This window comes from Kribbella caucasensis (genome assembly GCF_004361855.1).
GTDB classification, from domain to species: Bacteria; Actinomycetota; Actinomycetes; order Propionibacteriales; family Kribbellaceae; genus Kribbella; species Kribbella caucasensis.
In genome coordinates, this window is sequence record NZ_SNWQ01000005.1 from 375,412 (window position 1) to 394,854 (window position 19,443).

Below are 19,443 nucleotides of genomic sequence, written 5' to 3' on the forward strand. Positions count from 1 at the left end.
GTGCGGTGAGTGCTGAGGTGATGGAGGTCGGCGGAGGGTCAAGCCCATCGACGGCTGTGGCGCGGGGTCGGCATGGGACCGCGTTGTTCTGGTCGGAGTTGCATCTGGTGTTCGGGCGGGCCCGGACGTGGGTGTTGCTCGGCGTGCTGGCCGTCGTGCCGGTGATTGTCGGCGTGGCGATCCGGTTGTCGGGATCGGAGGGGGACGCCCAGGGGTTCCTCGGACAGGTCGCCGGGAACGGGTTCTTCCTGATCGTCGCGAGCCTGGCGTTGTCGTTGCCGTTCTTCCTGCCGACGGCCGTGACGGTGATCTCGGGGGAGTCGCTGGCCGGCGAGGCGAGCCTCGGGACGTTGCGGAACCTGCTGACCGCGCCGGCCGGACGGTCGCGACTGCTCGCGGCGAAGATGGTCGCGCTGGCGGTGTTCTGCCTGGCCGCGACGCTGACGGTCTGGTTGGCGGGGTTGATCGCCGGATTCGTGCTGTTCCCGGTCGGCGATGTCGTGCTGCTGTCCGGCTCGACGGTTTCACTGGCCGACGGGTTGGTCCGCGCGCTCGGGATCGCTGTACTGATCGCCGCATCGCTGATCGGTCTGGCGGCGATCGGCCTGTTCGTGAGTTCACTGACCTCGACCCCGCTAGCGGCGATGGCGGCCACGTTCAGCGCGTTCATCGTGTCCGGCATCCTCGGCGCGATCCCGCAGATCGACGTGATCCACCCGTGGTTGCTGATGTACGGCTGGACGTCGTTCGCCGACCTGCTCCGCGACCCGCCGTACTGGGACGAGATCGTCCGCAACCTGCTCATGCAGGGCGCGTACCTGGCCGTCTTCTACGCCGCCGCCTGGGCCCGCCTCACCAGCCGCGACATCAACGGCTGAGCGCCGCAGCGGCACCCAGCGGCAGAAGTCCGGCTGGCGCGGGGGAGAATGACGCCGTGCGCCCAGACCTGGTTTCCGTACTGCGCTGTCCGGTGTGCGGCGAGGACCTCGGACTGCACGGGCGTACGGCGAAGTGTGAGCGTGGGCACTCGTACGACCTGGCCAAACAGGGCTATCTCAATCTGTTGCCGTCGGCATCGACCGGTATCGAGGGCGACACCGCCGAGATGATCGAAGCCCGCAGCACGTTCCTCGCGGCCGGCTCCTACAGCCCCATCCGCGACGCCCTGATCGCCAACACCCCTGAAGAACTGGATCTTGCCCAACTCGATCGCGGTGATGGTGAGTTGGTGGTGGAGGTGGGAGCCGGTACGGCGTACTACCTGGCCGGCGTCGTCGCGGCGCGCACGGGGTGGCGGGGGATCGCGTTGGACGTGTCGCGGTATGCGGCGCGGCGGGCGGCGAAGGTGGATCCGCGGATCGGGGCCGTCGTGTGCGACGCGTGGCGGGAGCTGCCGCTGCGGGACGAGGTGGCGCAGGTAATTCTCAACGTGTTCGCCCCGCGCAACGCCCAGGAGATGGCGCGGATCCTGGCCCCCGGCGGCACCTTGCTCGTGGTGACGCCGAACCAAACCCACTTGGGGGAACTGGTCGACGTTCTCGGTCTGGTCCGGGTCGACCAGGAGAAGGAACGCCGGTTGACGGAGTCGCTCAGCGGGTTCCAACGGACGACCGACGAGGCCGTCGAGGTGACGATGCGGCTGGATCACCGGTCGATCGAGCGGCTGGTCGCGATGACGCCGAGCGCGCGGCACCTGGATCAGACCGAGCGGGCGGAGCGCATCGCAGTACTGGCTGATCCGGCCGAGGTGACGCTGTCGGTCACCGTGTCGGCCTGGCAGGTCGTCGCCTGATCCCTGGGCGCCGGCTCGAGCTCGGCACCCGCGGGAATCTCAATTTCAGGCAAACACCTTCAGACGGCCAACTTCAGGCAGCCGACTTCAACGCGGCCGGCTTCAGGCGGTCAGGCGGCCGCGTTGGTGAGGCGGCGGGCGATGACGGTGGCGTGCTGCTCGGCGTGGACGTGGGCTTCCTTCTCGGAGGCCTTGGACGCGTCGATCAGGCCCTCCATGCCCGGGGTGATCGGAGCCAGCGTGAGCTCGGCCTCGGCCTTGCGGAGTTCCATCTTGAAGAGGTCGCCGAAGATCCGCTCCAGGTACGGCGTGGCGTGGTCCCAGCCCTCCTTCGGCGTCCCGGGGCCGTAGCCGCCGCCGCGCGCGAGGGTCAAGATGATCGGACGGCCCGCGGCGGCCTCGCCGGACAGCAGTTCCTGGTCGGTCAGCAGCAGGTCCATCCAGATCTTGACATGACTGGCGAGACCGTAGTTGTAGAGCGGTACGGCGAGCAGGACGGCGTCGGCCGACTTGAACTCGTTGACGACCTCGGCGGTCAGGTCCTTGGCCTGCTCCACCTCGGTGAACTCGGCGCCGTCCGGAGTCGGCCAGCCGAACTTGTCGGTGGCCAGGGCCGGCCAGATCGCGGGGGACAGCGGGTGACGACCAAGGTCGCGCCGGACCACGACGCCATCCGGGTGTTCCGCCCGCCAGGCCGCCTCGGCGCTGTCGGCGAGTGCGCGGCTGACGGAGCCGTCGACCCGGATGCTGGCGTCGACGCGTAGCAGGGTGGTCATGTCGTTCCTTTCAGAAACGTGAGGGGTGCGCTCGGTTATGAGCTGTCACGAAGATAATCTGTCGAGCAGAACATATTCAAGGCAGATCGTATTCCGAGTGGCATACACCACGTACGATGGGGAGGTGACCAGTTCTTCGCCCGAGGTGCGCCACCGTGGCGCCGCTGGTACGTCCGTCGAGGCGGATCTCGGCTGGGCGCTGGGTGTGGTGTTCAAGCGGTACGCGAAACAGGCGGCCGCGGCGCTGGATGACGTTCCGGGTGGACCGCGGGGGTACCAGGTGCTCGCGACGACCATCGCCGAGGGCCCGAAGCGTCAGCTCGATCTGGCGGCGCAACTCGGCATCGACCGCACGGTGATGACGTACCTGCTGGACGATCTGGAGAAGGCCGGCCTGGTCCAGCGGCACCCAGATCCGGCCGACCGCCGGGCCCGGCTGATCGATCCGACCGAGCTGGGCCGGAAGACCCTCTGCGATCTCGAGGCCCGGCTGGCCGAGGCCGAGAGCGACGTCCTCGGCAACCTCGACGAAGGCGAACGCCTGGTCTTCCGGACCCTCCTCCAACGCGTCGCACTCCGCGCCAACTCCGTCGACCCGCTCCACAACGCCTGCGACGTCGCCGAAGACGAGGAACTGTTGTAGTGCGGTCGGATCAGTGCAGGGGGACGAAGCCGGATTCGTAGGCGAGGATCACTGCTTGGGTACGGTCCCGGGCGCCTAGTTTGGCCAGCAGGTTGGCCACGTGGGTCTTGATCGTCTGGACGCCCAGGAAGAGTTCGCCGGCGATCTCCGCGTTCGACAGGCCCTTGGCCATCAGGCGGAGGACCTCCTGCTCGCGATCGGTGAGCTGGTACCGCTCCAGGCCCGTGAGTCGCGGTTGTTCGGCGACGTGGGCCAGCGCGAGTGCACGGATCGCCTCGGGGAAGAGGAGCGACTCGCTGCCCGCGACGGTCCGGATCGCGGCGATGATGTCGTCCGGGGGAGTGCGCTTCAGCAGGAACCCGGACGCGCCGGCGCGCAGCGCGTCGTACACGTAGTCGTCGTTCTCGAACGTGGTGACGACGAGTACGCGCGGTGCGGGGTCTACGCCGTCGAGCAGGAGGCGGGTCGCCTGGATGCCGTCGACCGCGGGCATCCTTACGTCCATCAGTACGACGTCGGGTCCGGTGCGCCGTACCAGCGGGAGCACCTCGGCGCCGTCGCCTGCTTCGCCGACCACGGTCAGGTCCGGTTCCGCGTCGATGATGGCTCGCAGACCGCTGCGGATCAGTGGTTCGTCGTCGACCACGACCACCGAGATGGTGCTGGACGGGATGGTGCCGGACATGTTCAGTGTGATCCTTTCGTCGTCACTGCGACCGGGAGCGTCACCGCAAGCCGCCAGCGGTCCGCGGCTGCACCAGACGAGGGCCCAGACAAGGGGCCGCCGTCGGACAGCGGTCCGGCCTCGACCGTGCCGCGCAGTACGGCGACTCTTTCACGGATCCCGGCCAGGCCCCGGCCGCCACCGGAGTTGTCCGACGTACCGGCGATCGGGTTCACGAGTTCGAGCAGCAGGCCGGCCGAATCCAGGCTGATGGAGAGGTCGACCTCGACCTGGTCCGCCGGACGGCCGGCGTGCCGGATCGCGTTGGTGAGGCCCTCCTGGACGATCCGGTACGCCTCGCGGGAGATGGCCGCCGGGAGCTGCGCGAGGTCGCCGGATCGGTGTACCTCGACCGTGATCCCGCCAGCCCGGGTCGCCTCGACCAGGCGGGTCACATCGCCGAGGGTCGCCTGCGGCGCGGTCTTCGAACCCGGACCACGGTCGTCGCGGAGCAGTCCGAGTACGTGGTCGAGGTCGGCCAGCGCGGCCCGGGCGGACGTCTCCATCGCGGCCAACGCCGTCGCGGCGAACTCGGGGTCGGTGGCCAGCACCCTTCGAGCAGCCGCGGCCTGGATCGTGACCAGGCTCAGCGCGTGGCCGACGCTGTCGTGCAGTTCCCGGGCGAGACGGTTGCGTTCGGCAAGTGTCGCCGTACGGCGCTCGAGCAGCTCGATGCGCTCGGCCGCGGTCGGGCCGAGGACGCGCGGAGCGGAGTACGCGAGCAGGGCGCCGATCGCGGCGGAGAGAAGGAAGAGGAGGGCAACCCCGGCGATTGCGGCCACGGGCATCCACAGGTCTTGCCAGTTGCCGGTGACGCGGTAGTGGAGCTCGGGGAGCAGTTCGTACGAGTCCGGCGCCCGGAAAGGGGCCGCGAGCAACACCGCGCCGAAACCGAAGACCGCGGTCGTGATGATGCCGACGAATCCGCCGGCGGTCAGGTGCAGGCAGAACCAGGCGGCGGTACGGCGGCGCTGGGCCCAGGTCCGCGCGGGGCCGAGCGGGCGTTCCTCGAACCGGACCCCGAGCAGCGACTCCACCGCGATGCCCTCGACCTCGCGCACCGCGGGCAGGATGCCGAGCAGCACGGGCGGGCCGACCACGACGAGGGTGACGATGATGCCGGTCGGGATGCTCGGCAGGTTGAGATCGTCGATCAGGGCGACCAGGCCGCTGTCGACCAGGATGAACGCCAGCACCAGGGCAGCACCCAGCAGCAGGTAGACCCACCGCAGATACGTCGACCCCCGAACCAGCACCCTCACCCACCCATCCTGTCAAACCCCACCCGCCACCCACCTCCCTCCACCGGGTGACCCCCAACCCTCACCCGAGGGAATGGCAAGGCCCACCTTGAGCACCGGCCGGTCGCCTCAACCCGTCGCGGCCGCCTGGCTGGTGCTCAAGGCCGCCGAGGTGGGGCGAAGTACGGGAGCCGACCGGGGTGGGGGCGGGGTGGGGTGGGGGCGGGGGGTGGGGTCATGACGTGGATCACAGGTTTGGGGGGTTTACACAAATTTGTCCTGGAGGGGACAGGTTCGGCACGGCCGGACGTCGCGATCTGCTGTCCGGACAGGTACGGTCTGTGGTCGGGGCGGGATGCCCGTCCGGTCGGACTGGCATGGGGAACGGCTCCAGGACGGGCGGTGAATGGGCTCCATGGGACCCGGCGCAGTGCCATGTAAGAACACTGTGAAGTCCCCAGGGCCCGATTGACCGGCCTTCCATATTTGATGTTTGATCAAATATCGGAGAGGAGATATCCGGCATGAAGTTCAGACGTACGGCCGTCGCTGGGGTGGCGGTCCTCGCACTCGCTCTACTGAGTGGGTGCAACGACGGCCAGGCGGGCGGCCAGGGCGGAGACGGCGCCGCTCTGGAGAAAGTCAACTATCTGACCTCGTTCAACACCTTCGGCCGCGAGGCCTATGCCTATGTCGCCCTGGAGAAGGGCTATTTCAAGGACGCCGGATTCGACGTCACGATCACGCCGGGCTCCGGCACGGTCGACGTCCTCAAGCTTGTCGCCGGCGGTCAGGCGGATTACGGAATCGGTGACTTCACCGCGACCGTGATCACGCTGGGCAAGCAGAAGCTCCCGGTCACCACGGTCGGGATGATCCACCAGCGATCGCTGGCCGCGATCGTGGCACTCGAGGGCGGCAAGATCAGCAAGCCCGAGGACCTGCCCGGCAAGAAGATCGGCGACCAGCCGGGCTCGACCAACACGCTGATGTTCCCGCTCTACGCGAAGGCGGCGGGCATCCCGTCCGACCAGACCAAGTTCGTGCCGAACCCGCCGCCCGCGCTGCCGCAGTTGCTTGCTGCCGGCACCGTTGACGGTATCGGCCAGTTCGTGGTCGGGGTGCCGCTGGTGGAGAAGGCGGCGAAGAAGAAGGCGATCGTGCTGCCGTACGGCAAGCTGCTGCCGGACCTTTACGGCAACGCGATCATCACCCGGGCCGACCTGGCCAAGGATCACCCGGATCAGGTCAAGCGGTTCACGGGTGCGCTGCTCAAGGGTCTGCAGGACACCATCGACGACCCCGAAGCGGCCGCGCAGACGCTGAAGAAGTACGTGCCGAACACCGACGTCGCGGTGGCGACCGAGGAGCTCAAGCTGATGAAGCCGTACGTCAAGCCGGACGACTTCAGCGGCCCGCTCGGCGACGTGGACACCGCCCGGGTGCAGAAGGTGATCGACGCGGTCAAGGGCGCCGACAAGGAAGTGAATCCCGCTCTGACGCCCGCGGACGTGGTCGACGGCGCGTTGGCACCGAAGGGCTGAGCATGATCAAGCTGGACGGTGTGGGTCAGGTCTTCGAGGGACGCGCTGGCCGGGTCCAGGCGCTCGACGGGATCGACCTGCACGTCCAGGAGAACGAGTTCGTCACGTTGATCGGCCGGTCCGGTTGTGGCAAGTCCACACTGCTCCGGCTGATCGCCGGCCTGCTGCCGCCGACGTACGGCGGGGTCGCGGTGGCGGGGGAACCCGTCACCGCGCCGCGGCGGGACGTCTCGTTCATGTTCCAGCGCCCGGCCCTGCTGCCGTGGCGGTCGGTGCTGTCGAACGTGATGCTGCCGGTGGAGATCTCCGGCGGCGACCTGGACCGCAAGAAGTACGTCGAGCGGGCGCACGAACTGCTCGAGCTGGTCGGCCTGGACGGGTTCGAGCGACGGCTCCCGCATGAGTTGTCCGGCGGGATGCAGCAACGCGTCTCGCTCTGCCGGTCGCTGATCCGGCGGCCCAAGGTGATGCTGATGGACGAACCGTTCTCGGCGCTGGACGCGCTGACCCGGACGGAGCTGTCCGAGGAGCTGCAGCGGATTCAGATGGAACTGGCCACCACCATCGTCTTCGTCACCCACTCGATCGAGGAGGCCGTCGTGCTCGCCGACCGGGTGGTGGTGCTGACGCCGCGGCCGGGCCGGCTCCGCGAGGTGGTCGAGATCGACATCCCGCGGCCGCGCAGCCTCGGCCAGAACGCACACCTCACCGAGGTGGCCCAGATCAGCGCGCACCTACACGCCCTGCTTGCCGAGAAGCAGGCCGAGATCCGCCCGGTGGACGCCAGATGACGAACCGTTCCTGGCTGACCACCTCCCGATCGGCCGCGGTGCTGCTGCCGATCCTCGGTCTGGTCGCGGCGATCGCGCTCTGGTGGCTCGCGATCGTGGCCTTCAGCATCGAATCGTTCCTGCTGCCCACGCCGGGCGCGGTGGCGGCCAAGTTCCTGGAGCAGCCCGGTTACCTGCTGCAGCAGACCTGGGTGTCGTTCCTGGAGACGATCCTCGGCTTCGGGCTGGCGATCGTCGCGGGCGTGCCGATCGCGCTGCTGATCGTCCGCTCGGTCATCCTCGAGCGGCTGGTCTACCCGCTGCTGCTGGCGGTGAACGCGATCCCGAAGATCGCGATCGCGCCGCTGCTGGTGGTCTGGTGGGGGTTCGGCCAGCTGCCGAAGGTGCTGATGGTGCTGCTGGTCTGCTTCTTCCCGATCGTCATCTCGACCGCGCAGGGGATGAAGTCGACCCCGGCTGAGCTGGTCGAGCTGCTCCGCTCGCTCAAGGCCGGCAAGGCCCAGGAGTTCTTCAAGCTGCGGCTGATCTACGCGCTGCCACAGGTCTTCACCGGGCTCAAGGTGGCCATCTCGCTGGCCGTGATCGGTTCGGTGATCGGCGAGTTCGCCGGCGCCACCGAGGGACTGGGGTACGTGATCACGTCATCCGGTGCGACCGCGGACGTGGCGCTCGCGTTCGCCGCGATCGCGCTGCTCAGCGTGATGAGCATCATCCTGTTCTACGGCCTGGTCCTGCTGGAGCACCTGTTGTTGCCCTGGGCACAGGAGACGCGGTGACGACCCAGGCCTCGGACGCCGACCGGCGCGTGCTCGTCCGGCCGGCCTGGCTGGAGGCGACCGTCTCGGCCGTGTTCACCGCCCTCGGCTTCGAGCCCGACGACGCCGGCCGGATCGCGACCGCGCTGGTCGAGGCCGAGCTGCGCGGCGTCAGCTCGCACGGCATCCTGCTCGTCCCCATGTACGTCGAACGGCTGAACGCCGGCGGGGTCACCCGGGAGCGGGAGCTGGACATCCTGCACGACGCGGGTGCGGCCGTCGTCGCCGACGCACGCGGCGGGATGGGCCAGCTGTCCAGCCCCCAGTCGATGGGCCTGGCGATCGAGCGCGCCGGCCGGTACGGGATCGGTATGGTCTCGGTCCGCAACGCGCACCACTTCGGCGCCGCGAGCCGATGGGCCATGCAGGCGGCCGACGCGGGCTGCCTCGGGATCGCGATGTCGAACACCACTCCGCTGATGCCCGCGCCAGGTGGTGCCGAGCGGCTCGTCGGCAACAACCCGCTCGCGATCGCCGTGCCGACCGAGGCCGGCCCGGAGATCGTGCTGGACATGGCCCTGTCGGCCGTTGCCCTGGGCAAGATCCGGCTGGCGGCGTCGGCGGGGCGGCCGATCCCGGAGACCTGGGCGACCGACCGGTCCGGCGTACCGACGACGGATGCCGAGGAGGCGGTGCTCGGCATGCTGTTGCCGGCCGCCGGTCACAAGGGGTTCGGGCTGGCGTTGATGATCGACGTGCTCACCGGGGTGCTGAGCGGCGGCGGCTGGGGCGACCAGGTGCGTCCGCTCTACCGGGAGCCGGACCGGCCGAACGACTGCGCGCACCTGTTCCTCGCGATCGACCCGGAGTTGCTGGGTGGCGTCACCCGGTTCCGGCGCCGGTCGTCCGAGCTGGCTGCGCGGGTGCGGGAGAGTGCGACCGCTCCAGGGGTGGATCGGTTGTACCTGCCGGGTGAGATCGAAGCGGATCGCGCCCGCCAGCAGCGGCATACCGGCGTACTGATCGAGCGGTCGGCGCTGGACGGGTTGCTGACCGCGGCGCGGACGGTCGGTGCGGTGGTTCCGACGGGAGGGGTGCAGGACTGATGCCGAAGACACAGCTGACCAGTACGGCGTTACGAAACCCGAACGGGGTGTTCTCGCAGGCGACCGCCATCGAGGCGACCGGGCGGCTCGTGTTCGTGTCCGGGATGACCGCGCGCAAACCGGACGGCACGATCGCCGGTGTCGGCGACATCTCCGAGCAGACCCGGCAGGTGTGCGAGAACGTGCAGGCCGCGGTCCGCGAGGCCGGCGGCACCCTGGACGACGTGTGCCGGGTGGACGTGTACGTGCGCAACATGGAGGACTTCGCCAAGATCCACGCGGTCCGCGCGCAGTACTTCGCCGAACCGTTGCCCGCCTCCACCATGGTCGAGGTCAGCAAACTGGCGCACCCGGACTACCTGATCGAGATCTCGGCGATCGCGGTGATCCCGTGATCAACCGTGGCGTCGAGTGGGTATGACATGACCAGCCGGCTGGAGTTGTTGCCGGGTGGCGGTCGCGGTGGGCGCCGGACGCTCGCGGAGACGGCCGCGGCCGAGTTGCACCAGCTGATCCTGTCCGGTGAGCTGCCGAGCGGTACGCCGCTGCGGCTGGTCGAGCTGGCCAATCGGCTGGACATGAGCCAGATGCCGGTTCGCGAGGGCCTCCGCCGGTTGGAGGCGCTCGGGCTGGTCGACATCATCCCGCACAAGGGTGCGTGGGTCCGTGAGCTGTCGCTGGACGATCTACGCGACACCCACGAGACCAGGCTCGCGCTGGAGAGTCTCGCAGTACGGGCGGCCGCGGAGCACTTCGATCAGGAGGACGAGCAGACGGCTGTCTCGGCACTGGCCGAGCACATGCGGCTGTCTCTCGCCGACGACTCGATCGGTGCCCGGCAGGCGCATGCGGATTTCCACTTCGCCCTGTACCGCGCGGGCGGGTCGCAGTGGCTCGCCCGGGCGATCGAGCCGGTCTGGCAGAACAGTGAGCGGTACCGGTTCGGCAGCCGGCAGACCGCGATCCAGATCGAGCGGAACCGGCAGGAGCACCAGGCGATCCTGGATGCCTGTGTGGCTCGCGACCCGGACGCCGCCGAACAGGCGTTGCGCAACCACTTGGCTGGCGCTGTGCAGCGAATCACCGAGACGATGACCTCGAAGCAGCAGAGGGAGACGTCATGAAGGTGAGCTTCGACGCAACCGGCGAGGTTGTCGTCATCACAGGTGGTGCCCGCGGGATCGGCGCCGCGCTGGCCGCCGCTGTCGTGGCCCAGGGCGGTACTGCGGTCGTCTTCGACGTAACCAAACCAGAGGTGCCCGATGTCGAGTACGTCGAGGTCGATGTCTCCGACCGGGACGCCGTACGGGCCGCTGTCGGTGATGTGGTCGCGCGGCACGGGCGGATCGACGGACTGGTCGCGGGAGCCGCAGTACAGCCCCGGGGCGCAGTGGTCGACCTGGACCCGGCCGAGTGGACCCACACGCTCAAGGTGAACCTGGACGGCGTGGTGTGGGTGTGCCAGGCCGTCGTACCGCACATGGTCGAGCGGGGGAGCGGTTCGGTCGTTGTGTTCACCTCGGGGATGGCGGCAACCGGGTTCCCGCACGCGGCGGCGTACGCGTCGAGCAAAGCGGCCCTGACCGCCTTCGCCCGGACCCTGGCCGCCGAGGTGGCCGAGCACCGGGTCCGGGTGAACATCATCGCGCCGGGGGTGATCGACACGGACCAGTTCCGGTCGGCGAACCTGGGTGCGGACCTAGAGCACTGGCGGGAGACCACCGGGGTTGGCGAGCCGGACGACGTGGTCGGGCCGTTGCTGTTCCTGCTGTCCGACGCAGCCGCGATGACCGGGTCCCTGCTGACCCGGGAACGCGCCTTCGCCAAGCTAGCGACCTACACGGGGTGACGCGTGCCTCCTACTGACCAGCAGCTGCCCGTCGCCGTCGTCGGTGCCGGTCCGATCGGGCTGACGACAGCCCTCGGCCTGGCGCACTATGGCATCCCGTTCGTCCTGCTCGAAGAGGACGCGGTGCTCTCCTCGGACACCAAGGCCGGTACGACGCTGACCCGGACGCTGGAGATCTGGAACCGCTACGGCTGCGTCGACGAGATCCTCGACGCCGCGTTGCGGATCGACGAGATCGGTGACATCGACCGGGCGACGAACACGCCGCGCGCCTCGGTCCAGCTGGCCGAGCTGGTGAACGACACGCAGTTCCCGTTCGTGGTGAACCTGCCGCAGCAGCGGATGGAACCGATCCTCGCGGCCGCGCTGGAGCGCTCCGGGAACACCGTGCAGACCAGGCACCAGGTGGAGTCCTTCGAGATCCTCGACGACCGGGTCGTGCTGCAGGTGTCGACACCGGACGGTCCGCGGCAGCTGGAGGCGTCACATCTGCTCGCCTGTGACGGCGGCCGGAGCAAGATCCGGGACGGGCTCGGCGTGGTGGTGACCGGGGAGACGCTGCCCGAGCGGTACATGCTGATCGACGTCGTGGTCGACCTGGACGTCAACAACGCCCGCGACTACCCGTACCTGGCCTACTTCGCGGACCGGTCCGAGTGGATGGTGCTGATCCGTCAGCCGGACAACTGGCGGTTCCTGTTCCCGCTCGCGGCCGGGGCCGAGCCGCCGGGTGACGAGGACCTGCTGGTGAAGGTGAAGCAGTTCATCGGCGAGGTCGACCGGATCGAGTTGCTGGGCTCGGTCGTCTACAACGTGCACCACCGGGTCGCGGACGAGTGGTCCCGGGACCGCAGGGTGTTCCTGATGGGCGACGCGGCCCACCTGATCACGCCGATGTGGGCGCTGGGTCTCAACACCGGGGCCCTGGACGCGTCGAACCTCCCATGGCGTCTGGCCTGGGTACTGCGGGGCTGGGCCGAACCGTCACTGCTCGACGGGTATGAGCAGGAGCAACGGCCGGTCGCGATCAACGGGTCCGGCGAGATGGCCGAGGCGGCCCGCAAGTACATGTCGCACCAGCGTGGTGCGGTGACATCCGCCGGGAGCGACTGGGCGACGGCGTACACCCGCACGCTGCTCGGCGTACGGCTGGATGTGGACGGTGAAGGTGACTGGTCGATGGTGATGACCAGTGCGGAGCCGCCGGCTGTCCGGGCGGGTGACCGAGCTCCCGACCTCGCCCTGCACGGACCACTGGGCCGCGAGACGATCCACGGGCTGTGCAGGCACTCGTTCGTCGCGCTGTACTTCACGGATGTCCGGCGGCGGCCCGAGATCCCGGTGAACGACTCGCCTGCGTTGAAGCACTACGCGATCTCCCGGTGGGACGCGCCGCACGACTCGGGACTGCGGGACCGGTCGCTGTTCGATCCGGGCAGCATCGCGACCAACCGGTACGGCGTACCGCCCGAGACCGTCGTACTGGTTCGTCCGGATGGGCACATCGCTGCGGTGGCCCCTCTGCGTCCCGGTGTGGCCGAGGAGTTGTACGCCGGGATCACCGGCCGGCCCGTACCGCGGGAGGAGGGGTGATGGCGTCCTTCGACGAACCGCTGCGCGAGGTGCTGCTGCAGACGGACGATCTGGAGTGGGTGGAGAAGTCGCTCGCCGGGTTGACGCACAAGATGCTCTGGCGTGATCCGTCGACCGAGGCGTCCATCGCGCTGGTCCGCTTCGAGAAGGGCTCGGGGATCCCGTCGGAGCACCAGCACGCGTCGAACCAGTTCATGTTCTGCCTGTCCGGGCGGTACGTGTACCTGCCGACCGGGACCACCCTGACCAAGGGCAGCTTCTACTGGAACCCCAAGGGCTGCGTGCACGGTCCGACGCTCGCCGAGGAGACCTCCATCCTGCTGGAGGTGTACGACGGGCCGCACTATCCGGAGCGGCCGGCGTTCTACGACAACGACGAGGACGCGCGCTGATGGCCGGCTGGGACGTCCACACGCACCTGATCCCACCCACTGTGCTCGCCGCGGCACAGCGCGGGGACTATGGCCTGTCGGTGGACGAGGGCTTCCTCGTGGTCGATGGTGTCGAGCGTCTGCCGTTGCAGAAGCTCGGTGATCCGTCTGCGTTGGTGCAGTGGGTCGAGGAGCAGGAACTGGACGGCGCTGTCGTTTCGGTGCCGCCGGCGCTGTTCCGGTACGACCAGGGGATCGAGTGGGCCACCCTGGTCAACCAGGGACTCCGCGAACTGGTCACACCTCAGCTGCGCGTGCTCGGTCATGTTCCGCTTCGCAGTGCGACCGCTGCGGCGGTTGCCGCGGCTCTGGCGGAGGAGGGCGTCTTCAGCGGCTACGCACTCGGTACGCCGGGCTACGGCGGACTGGATGCGGTGTGGAAGGTGCTCGACTCGGCGGAGGCGTTCACCCTGGTTCATCCGGGCCACAGCACGGACCGGCGGCTGGACGCGTTCTACCTGTCGAACCTGCTCGGAAACCCTTATGAGACAGGGCTTGCGGCGGCCGAGCTGGTGTTCAACGACGTACCAGCGCGGTTCCCGGGGATCCGGTTCTGCCTCTGCCACGGCGGGGGAGTGACCGGGATCCTGGCCGGGCGCTGGCAGCGGGGGATCGACACCGCGCGACCGGGGATCGAACCGCCTTCGCTGCCGGTGCTGGAGACTCTGCAGCGGTTCGCGGTGGACGACCTGGTGCACGATCCCGCGGTGGTTGAGTTGCTGGAGGCAACGTTCGGGCAGGTCCTGGCCGGCAGCGACTGGCCGTTCCCGATGGGCAGTGACCGGCTCGATCGGGGCCGAGCGGTTGCGGCCGAAGTACTGACCCGGCCGCTCGGGAAGGGGGCGAACCTGTGATGAGACAGGCTTTTCCGCAGCCCGAAGATGTGATCAGATATCAAACCTGGGGCCGGGCGTGAGTGAGACAGGCATAAGTGGGGTGGCGGGATGAACGCGCGACTGGGCACGGTGCTGCGATGTCACGGACCAGGGGAGGAGTTGAAGGCGGAGGACGTCGAACTGGTCGCCGGTCCGGGGGAGACGCTGGTCGAGATGCGGGTCGCTCCGGTCACCCAGCTCGACCGGACCGTGCTGGCGGGCAAGCTCGCGCAGCAGGTGCGGCCCCCGTTCGTCCCGGGCTCCGAGGGAGCCGGTGTGGTGATCAGTTCGGAGACGTTCGCGGCCGGTTCGCAGGTGGTGATCCGTGGCGCCGGAGTCGGGGTCTCCCGGTCGGGGACGTGGGGCACGCTGGCCGTAGTACCGGATGCTTCGGTGCACCCGTTGCCCGAGGAACTGGATGCCGCTGCAGCCGTGGCGCTGCTTGCGTCCGCCCTGACCGCCCACACCGCAGTACGGCGGGTCGCGCAGGTTGTGGCAGGCGAGACGGTCGTGATTACGGGGGCGACCAGTCTCGTCGGTCGGTTGTGTGCGGCTGTGGCTCGTTCCGCCGGTGCGTCGAAGGTGATCGGTCTGGCGCGGTCCGTGGAGCCGGTGGAGGCTCTGTCGGCGCTGGTCGACCAGGTGGTCCGGGTGGATGAACTGGGGCAGGTCGGGCGGGAACTTCCGTGGTGTGACGCTGTCATCGACACAGTGGGCGGCCCGGTGATCAGTGGGGTGATGAGTCACATCACACCGGGCGGACGGGTCGCAGTACTGGGCTACACGGCCGGGGAGTTCGCCACGCTCGACCTGCACCAGTTGATCGGCCGGGACCTGCGGGTGCTGCCGGTGAACATGCAGCGCACCACGATCGAGCCGGGGGCGGTGTCACAGGTGCTCGTGGACATCGCGCCGGCCCGCATCGCACCGGAGTACGAGCTGGTCCCGGGCGCGCGGGTGGAGGAGGCGCTGGACCTGTTGGCGCGACATACTGCAGACCGCCGGGTGTTACTGGATCTGACCCGGTTGCGGTGACCGGTCCATTGGGGGGACGCGTACGTTGCAATCCATTGTCGGAACGCCCGTGAGCGCCGTCTCCCCGCTACGGTTCTCCCAGACGTGTGTGCAGTGAAGCAGAGAGGCAGCCCACACCAGATGACCCGACGACTCGAGCTCACGCCCGGGGGGCCCAGCGGCCGGCGTACCCTCGCCGAGGAGGCTGCCGCGGAGTTGCACGAGCTCATCCTGTCCGGCGAACTGCCGAGCGGGACCGCCCTGCGGCTGGAGGAACTGGCCAAGCGGCTCGACATGAGCCAGATGCCGATCCGCGAAGGGCTGCGCCGGATGCAGGCGCTCGGGCTGGTCGAGATCGTCCCGCACAAGGGCGCCTGGGTGCGAGAGCTGTCGCTGGAGGATCTACGCGACACCCACGAGACCCGGCTCGCGCTGGAGACGCTCGCGGTCCGGGCCGCGGCGACCCGGTTCGCTGAGACGGACGCGACGGTGGCGCGGGCGGCGCTGGCCGAACACGTCCGGCTGTCGAAGGTGGGCGACATCATCGCCTCCCGGCAGGCGCACACCGAGTTCCACTTCGCGATCTACCGGGCCGGTGGGTCCCGCTGGTTGCCGCGCGCGATCGAGCCGGTCTGGCAGAACAGCGAGCGGTACCGGTTCGGATCCCGGCAGACCAAGGCGCGGATCGAGCAGACCCGGCGCGAGCACCAGGCGATTCTGGACGCATGCGTCGCCCACGACGAGGCGGGCGCCGAGGCCGCACTCCGCGAACACCTCGAAGGTGCCATGCAACGCATCACCCAGACGATGGAACGCCGCTACAACAAGGCCTGATCCACTTCCACCCGGCCTGTCCTGGCCCACGTGGTGCGCGAGTGGGGGCCGTGAACATGATGTCAGGGGTTCGGACAAGCGATGCGGTGTTCACGGTGCCGCGATGTTGGTCAAGATCGCTGTGTCCGGCCCGCGTCTGGATCGTGCGATCCACTTTGAGCACCAACCCGGACCCCGGAGCGCACCGGGCGCGCGGCTGCGGGCCAACGGTGCTTGATCAGTCGGCGAGGCGGGCCGGGAAGCCGCCGGTGGCGATCGGGCTCCAGCGGGTTGGGGTGATCCGGACCAGGCACTTGGCCTGCTTCACCATCGCCTCGCGGTACTCGTCCCAGTCCGGGTGCTCGCCGGAGATCGACCGGTAGTAGTCCACCAGCGGCTCGACCGCGTCGGGTAGCTCGATCACCTCGCCGGTGCCGTCCACCTGGACCCAGGCGCCGTTCCAGTCGTCGGACAGCACCAGCACGCTGGTCCGCGGGTCCCGCTTCACGTTGGTGCTCTTGGCGCGCTCCGGGTACGAGGAGATGACGATCCGGCCCTCGGGGTCGACCCCACCGGACACCGGCGACGCCTGCGGCGAACCGTCCTGCCGGTGGGTGATCAGCAGCATGTGGTGACGCGGACGGATGAACTCCAGCAACCCGTCGAGGTCGACGCGGGTGTTGGTGGCAATCGTTCTCGGCATACCTCCACCCTATGTGGTCGCGGTCAGAGCACCGGCGTCTCGTGCACGCTCAGCCACCGCACGCCGTACTGGTTCTGACCGCTTTCCGGGTGGGTTGTGGACGGCCGGATTGACATGTTCGAACAGGTGTTCGAACATGGTTCTGTGACGGGGACTCCAGCAGTTGACGACGCGCGACCGGTTCGCCCGAACCGGGTCACCGCGCTGGACCAGGCACGCACCCTACTGGCCCAAGCCAAAGCCCAGAAGGCCACGCGGGAAGTCCAGAAGGCCACGCGGGAAGTGCCGGCGCCGCGGACGACGGAGACGCGGGTGCAGCAGGCGCTCGATACCGCGACCGTCGACCGGGCTCTCCCCACCCTGCCGGCCATCGCCGAGCTCCTCTCCGGCGCCGCACTCCGCACCGGCGCGGTGTACTCCGTCCGTGGCTCCACCGCCCTGGTGATGGCGATGATGGCCGGCCCTTCCGCCGAGGGTGCCTGGTGCGGTGTGGTCGGGGTGCCGTCGTTCGGTGCCGAGGCGGCTCGCGGGCTGGGTGTCGACCTCGAGCGGCTGGTCCTCGTTCCAGATCCGGACCGTGACTGGCTCAGCGTCGTCGCCGCCCTGGTGGACGCCCTGACCGTGGTCGTCGTCCGTCCGCCCGGCGAGGTGACCCCGGGCGAGGCCTCCCGGCTGGCGGCCCGGCTGCGCACCCGCGGCGCCATGCTGATCACGGTCGGCTCCGAAGAAAACAGACACTGGCCCGGGAGTGAAGCTCGACTGGAGGTTCAGGGCAACACCTGGTTCGGACTGGGAGCAGGCGAGGGCTACCTCACCGCCCGTCAGGCGACCATCACCGTCACCGGCCGCGGCGCCGCCCGCCCCCACCGGCACCACCTCTGGCTCCCGGCCCTCGACGGCGAAATCCGCCCCGCCACCCCGCTGACCAGCCAGCTCACCAACCCATTCGCCGACACCCTGTCCACCCCGCTCAACCCGTTCACCGACCCGCCGACCAGCCCGGTCACCCCGTTCGGCGACCCGTTGGTGGAGGAGCCGGAGTGGCAACGCGAGGCGGCCGGCTGATGACCACCCCAACCTCCACCTCACCTCGCCCACCTGCTTCTCGCCCACCCGCTTCGGGGCGCGGGCTGATCCGGACGATGGTGGTGTGGGTGCCGGACTGGCCGGTGACGGCGGCGGCGGTCACCGCGGGGCATCCCCCGAACGCCCCCGTCGCAGTGCTGGCGAAGGGCCGGGTGCTCGCCAGTTCGGCCGCCGCCCGGGCCGAGGGAGTGCGCCGCGGGTTGAGAGCACGGGACGCCCAGGCACGCTGCCCGGAGTTGGTGGTGCTCAAGTACGACCCGGTGATCGACGCGCGCGCCTTCGATCCGGTGGTCGGTTGTCTGGAGGCGCTCATCCCGGGCATCCAGGTGATCCGCCCCGGCATGTGCGCGCTGAAGGCCCGCGGCCCGAGCCGGTTCTACGGGAGCGAACCCGCCGCCGCGGAGAAACTCCTCGACCGGCTGGAGACGTACGACGTACCAGGGGGCCGGGTCGGGATCGCCGACGGCCCGTTCGCCGCCGAACAAGCAGCGCGGGCGGCGCCGGACCACACCCGGGTGCACGTGGTCCCACCGGGCGGTTCGGCCGAGTTCCTCGCGCCGATCACGGTCGACGCGCTCGAACAACCCGAGCTCACCGACCTGCTCCGGCGGCTCGGGTTGCGCTCGCTCGGCGCCTTCGCGCGGCTGCCGGCGACCGAGGTGCTGGCCCGGTTCGGCCCGGACGGCGCGTTCGCGCACCGGCTCGCCCGCGGCGCCGACGACAGACAGGTGGTCGCCCGGCAGGCGCCACCCGAGCTCGCCCGCCAGCTCGACTTCGAACCAGCGGTGGACCGGGTCGACCAGGTCGCGTTCGCCGTCCGGGCGGTCGCGGACGAACTGGTCGGCCGGCTGGCCACCCTCGGCCTGGTCTGCACCACGTTCCGGATCGAGGTCGGCACGGAGGCCGGCCGGATCCACGAGCGGGAGTGGTTGCATCCACGCTGGTTCAGCGCCGCGGACGTGGTCGACCGGGTCCGCTGGCAGTTGCAGGGCAACGGTACGGCGACCAGCGAACTCGCCTCGCCGGTGGTGAAGCTCCGGCTGATTCCCGAACAGGTCGACCCGGTCGGCGCGCACGTCGACGGCCTGTGGGGCGGCGGCCCCGACGAACGGATCCACCGGGCCCTGTCCCGAGTCCAGAGCATGCTCGGCCACGGTGCCGTCGTATCCCCGGTGATCGGCGGCGGCCGAGGCTACGCCGACCGCCAAACCCTGATCCCCTGGGGCAACCCACCAACCCCCGCCCGCCCCTCCGACGCCCCCTGGCCAGGTTCCCTACCAGCGACCTTCGGTACGTCGGCTGGCTCGGGTATGTCGGCCGGATCCGGTGCGCCGAACCAGTGGCCTACTCCGGTGCCGACCACGGTTTACCCGGTTCCGTTCCCGGCTCGGGTCCTGGCCGCGGACGGGCGCCCGGTTTCGGTGAGCGCCCGCAGCGTGCTGTCCGGCGAGCCGGCCGGCTTCCGCCTCGATCCCGCCCCTCAAGTTGCCGACAGCAACAAGCTGCACTCGATCATCGCCTGGGCCGGTCCCTGGCCGGTGGAGGAACGCTGGTGGGACGAGGACACCACGAACCGCCTAGCCCGCTTCCAGTTCGTCACCGCGGACGGCCGTGCCTGGCTCTTCGTCGTCCGCAGCAACCACTGGCAGCTAGAGGCCGCCTATGACTGACCACAGAGCGACTGACCACCAAGCGTGTCTGGGGCGG

The 19,443-nt window shown here is 69.4% G+C and carries 21 protein-coding genes; 17 read left to right on the top strand and 4 right to left on the bottom strand.

The annotated features are described in order from the left end of the window. Positions 1 to 5 precede the first annotated feature (5 nt). Both EV643_RS13480 and EV643_RS13485 read left to right on the top strand, forming a co-directional pair. Complete coding sequence (locus EV643_RS13480) at positions 6 to 878, top strand: ABC transporter permease (RefSeq protein WP_238165561.1); 873 nt, start codon at positions 6 to 8, stop codon at positions 876 to 878. A gap of 56 nt (positions 879 to 934) precedes the next feature. After that, entirely contained in the window at positions 935 to 1,792 is an 858-nt protein-coding gene (locus EV643_RS13485) for a putative RNA methyltransferase (RefSeq protein ID WP_133800363.1), read from the top strand. A gap of 110 nt (positions 1,793 to 1,902) precedes the next feature. On the opposite strand, the gene EV643_RS13490 is transcribed toward EV643_RS13485, so the two are convergent. Next, on the bottom strand, positions 1,903 to 2,568 hold the full coding sequence (locus EV643_RS13490) for an FMN-dependent NADH-azoreductase (protein WP_133800364.1): 666 nt from the start codon (positions 2,566 to 2,568) through the stop codon (positions 1,903 to 1,905). 124 nt (positions 2,569 to 2,692) lie between these two features. Here EV643_RS13490 and EV643_RS13495 point away from each other — a divergent pair, with 124 nt between their 5' ends. Beyond that, the gene (locus EV643_RS13495) at positions 2,693 to 3,211 is read left to right on the top strand and encodes a MarR family winged helix-turn-helix transcriptional regulator (RefSeq protein WP_238165562.1); all 519 of its coding nucleotides are present in this window, start codon (positions 2,693 to 2,695) and stop codon (positions 3,209 to 3,211) included. 10 nt (positions 3,212 to 3,221) lie between these two features. Here EV643_RS13495 and EV643_RS13500 read toward each other — a convergent pair whose 3' ends face one another. Then, positions 3,222 to 3,896 (bottom strand): response regulator transcription factor, encoded by a 675-nt coding sequence (locus EV643_RS13500; RefSeq protein WP_133800366.1) that lies wholly within the window; start codon positions 3,894 to 3,896, stop codon positions 3,222 to 3,224. A 2-nt stretch (positions 3,897 to 3,898) separates the two neighbouring features. Continuing rightward, a complete protein-coding gene (locus EV643_RS13505; RefSeq protein ID WP_133800367.1) occupies positions 3,899 to 5,197 on the bottom strand; it encodes a sensor histidine kinase in 1,299 nt (432 codons plus the stop codon). A gap of 503 nt (positions 5,198 to 5,700) precedes the next feature. Here EV643_RS13505 and EV643_RS13510 point away from each other — a divergent pair. The 12 genes from EV643_RS13510 to EV643_RS13565 all read left to right on the top strand — a co-directional run bounded on the left by EV643_RS13510 (position 5,701) and on the right by EV643_RS13565 (position 15,968). Then, entirely contained in the window at positions 5,701 to 6,720 is a 1,020-nt protein-coding gene (locus EV643_RS13510) for an ABC transporter substrate-binding protein (protein WP_133800368.1), read from the top strand. A gap of 2 nt (positions 6,721 to 6,722) precedes the next feature. Further along, complete coding sequence (locus EV643_RS13515) at positions 6,723 to 7,511, top strand: ABC transporter ATP-binding protein (RefSeq protein ID WP_133800369.1); 789 nt, start codon at positions 6,723 to 6,725, stop codon at positions 7,509 to 7,511. Next, entirely contained in the window at positions 7,508 to 8,287 is a 780-nt protein-coding gene (locus tag EV643_RS13520) for an ABC transporter permease (RefSeq protein WP_133800370.1), read from the top strand. The genes EV643_RS13515 and EV643_RS13520 overlap by 4 nt, the downstream gene beginning before the upstream one ends. Then, complete coding sequence (locus EV643_RS13525; protein ID WP_133800371.1) at positions 8,284 to 9,372, top strand: Ldh family oxidoreductase; 1,089 nt, start codon at positions 8,284 to 8,286, stop codon at positions 9,370 to 9,372. Before EV643_RS13520 ends, EV643_RS13525 begins: the two co-directional genes overlap by 4 nt. After that, complete coding sequence (locus EV643_RS13530) at positions 9,372 to 9,767, top strand: RidA family protein (RefSeq protein ID WP_133800372.1); 396 nt, start codon at positions 9,372 to 9,374, stop codon at positions 9,765 to 9,767. Before EV643_RS13525 ends, EV643_RS13530 begins: the two co-directional genes overlap by 1 nt. Positions 9,768 to 9,794: 27 nt before the next feature. Next, on the top strand, positions 9,795 to 10,496 hold the full coding sequence (locus EV643_RS13535; protein WP_133800373.1) for a GntR family transcriptional regulator: 702 nt from the start codon (positions 9,795 to 9,797) through the stop codon (positions 10,494 to 10,496). Next, positions 10,493 to 11,221 carry an SDR family NAD(P)-dependent oxidoreductase gene (locus EV643_RS13540; protein WP_133800374.1) on the top strand — a complete coding sequence of 243 codons (729 nt, stop codon included), beginning with the start codon at positions 10,493 to 10,495 and terminating at the stop codon, positions 11,219 to 11,221. The genes EV643_RS13535 and EV643_RS13540 overlap by 4 nt, the downstream gene beginning before the upstream one ends. Positions 11,222 to 11,224: 3 nt before the next feature. Further along, on the top strand, positions 11,225 to 12,814 hold the full coding sequence (locus EV643_RS13545) for an FAD-dependent monooxygenase (protein WP_133800375.1): 1,590 nt from the start codon (positions 11,225 to 11,227) through the stop codon (positions 12,812 to 12,814). Further along, positions 12,814 to 13,206 (top strand): cupin domain-containing protein, encoded by a 393-nt coding sequence (locus EV643_RS13550; RefSeq protein WP_133800376.1) that lies wholly within the window; start codon positions 12,814 to 12,816, stop codon positions 13,204 to 13,206. The genes EV643_RS13545 and EV643_RS13550 overlap by 1 nt, the downstream gene beginning before the upstream one ends. Further along, positions 13,206 to 14,099 (top strand): amidohydrolase family protein, encoded by an 894-nt coding sequence (locus EV643_RS13555; protein WP_133800377.1) that lies wholly within the window; start codon positions 13,206 to 13,208, stop codon positions 14,097 to 14,099. The genes EV643_RS13550 and EV643_RS13555 overlap by 1 nt, the downstream gene beginning before the upstream one ends. Before the next feature lie 90 nt (positions 14,100 to 14,189). Then, on the top strand, positions 14,190 to 15,155 hold the full coding sequence (locus tag EV643_RS13560; RefSeq protein WP_133800378.1) for a quinone oxidoreductase family protein: 966 nt from the start codon (positions 14,190 to 14,192) through the stop codon (positions 15,153 to 15,155). Between the two features lie 120 nt (positions 15,156 to 15,275). Continuing rightward, positions 15,276 to 15,968, top strand: coding sequence for a GntR family transcriptional regulator (locus EV643_RS13565; RefSeq protein WP_133800379.1), 693 nt, complete (start codon positions 15,276 to 15,278; stop codon positions 15,966 to 15,968). Positions 15,969 to 16,185: 217 nt separating this feature from the next. On the opposite strand, the gene EV643_RS13570 is transcribed toward EV643_RS13565, so the two are convergent. Then, positions 16,186 to 16,650, bottom strand: coding sequence for a PPOX class F420-dependent oxidoreductase (locus tag EV643_RS13570; protein WP_133800380.1), 465 nt, complete (start codon positions 16,648 to 16,650; stop codon positions 16,186 to 16,188). A gap of 144 nt (positions 16,651 to 16,794) precedes the next feature. On the opposite strand from EV643_RS13570, the gene imuA' reads away from it, so the two are divergent. Next, complete coding sequence (gene imuA', locus EV643_RS13575; RefSeq protein WP_238165563.1) at positions 16,795 to 17,715, top strand: DnaE2-dependent mutagenesis accessory factor ImuA'; 921 nt, start codon at positions 16,795 to 16,797, stop codon at positions 17,713 to 17,715. After that, positions 17,715 to 19,406 (top strand): DNA polymerase Y family protein, encoded by a 1,692-nt coding sequence (locus tag EV643_RS13580; RefSeq protein WP_133800381.1) that lies wholly within the window; start codon positions 17,715 to 17,717, stop codon positions 19,404 to 19,406. The genes imuA' and EV643_RS13580 overlap by 1 nt, the downstream gene beginning before the upstream one ends. Positions 19,407 to 19,443 lie beyond the last annotated feature (37 nt).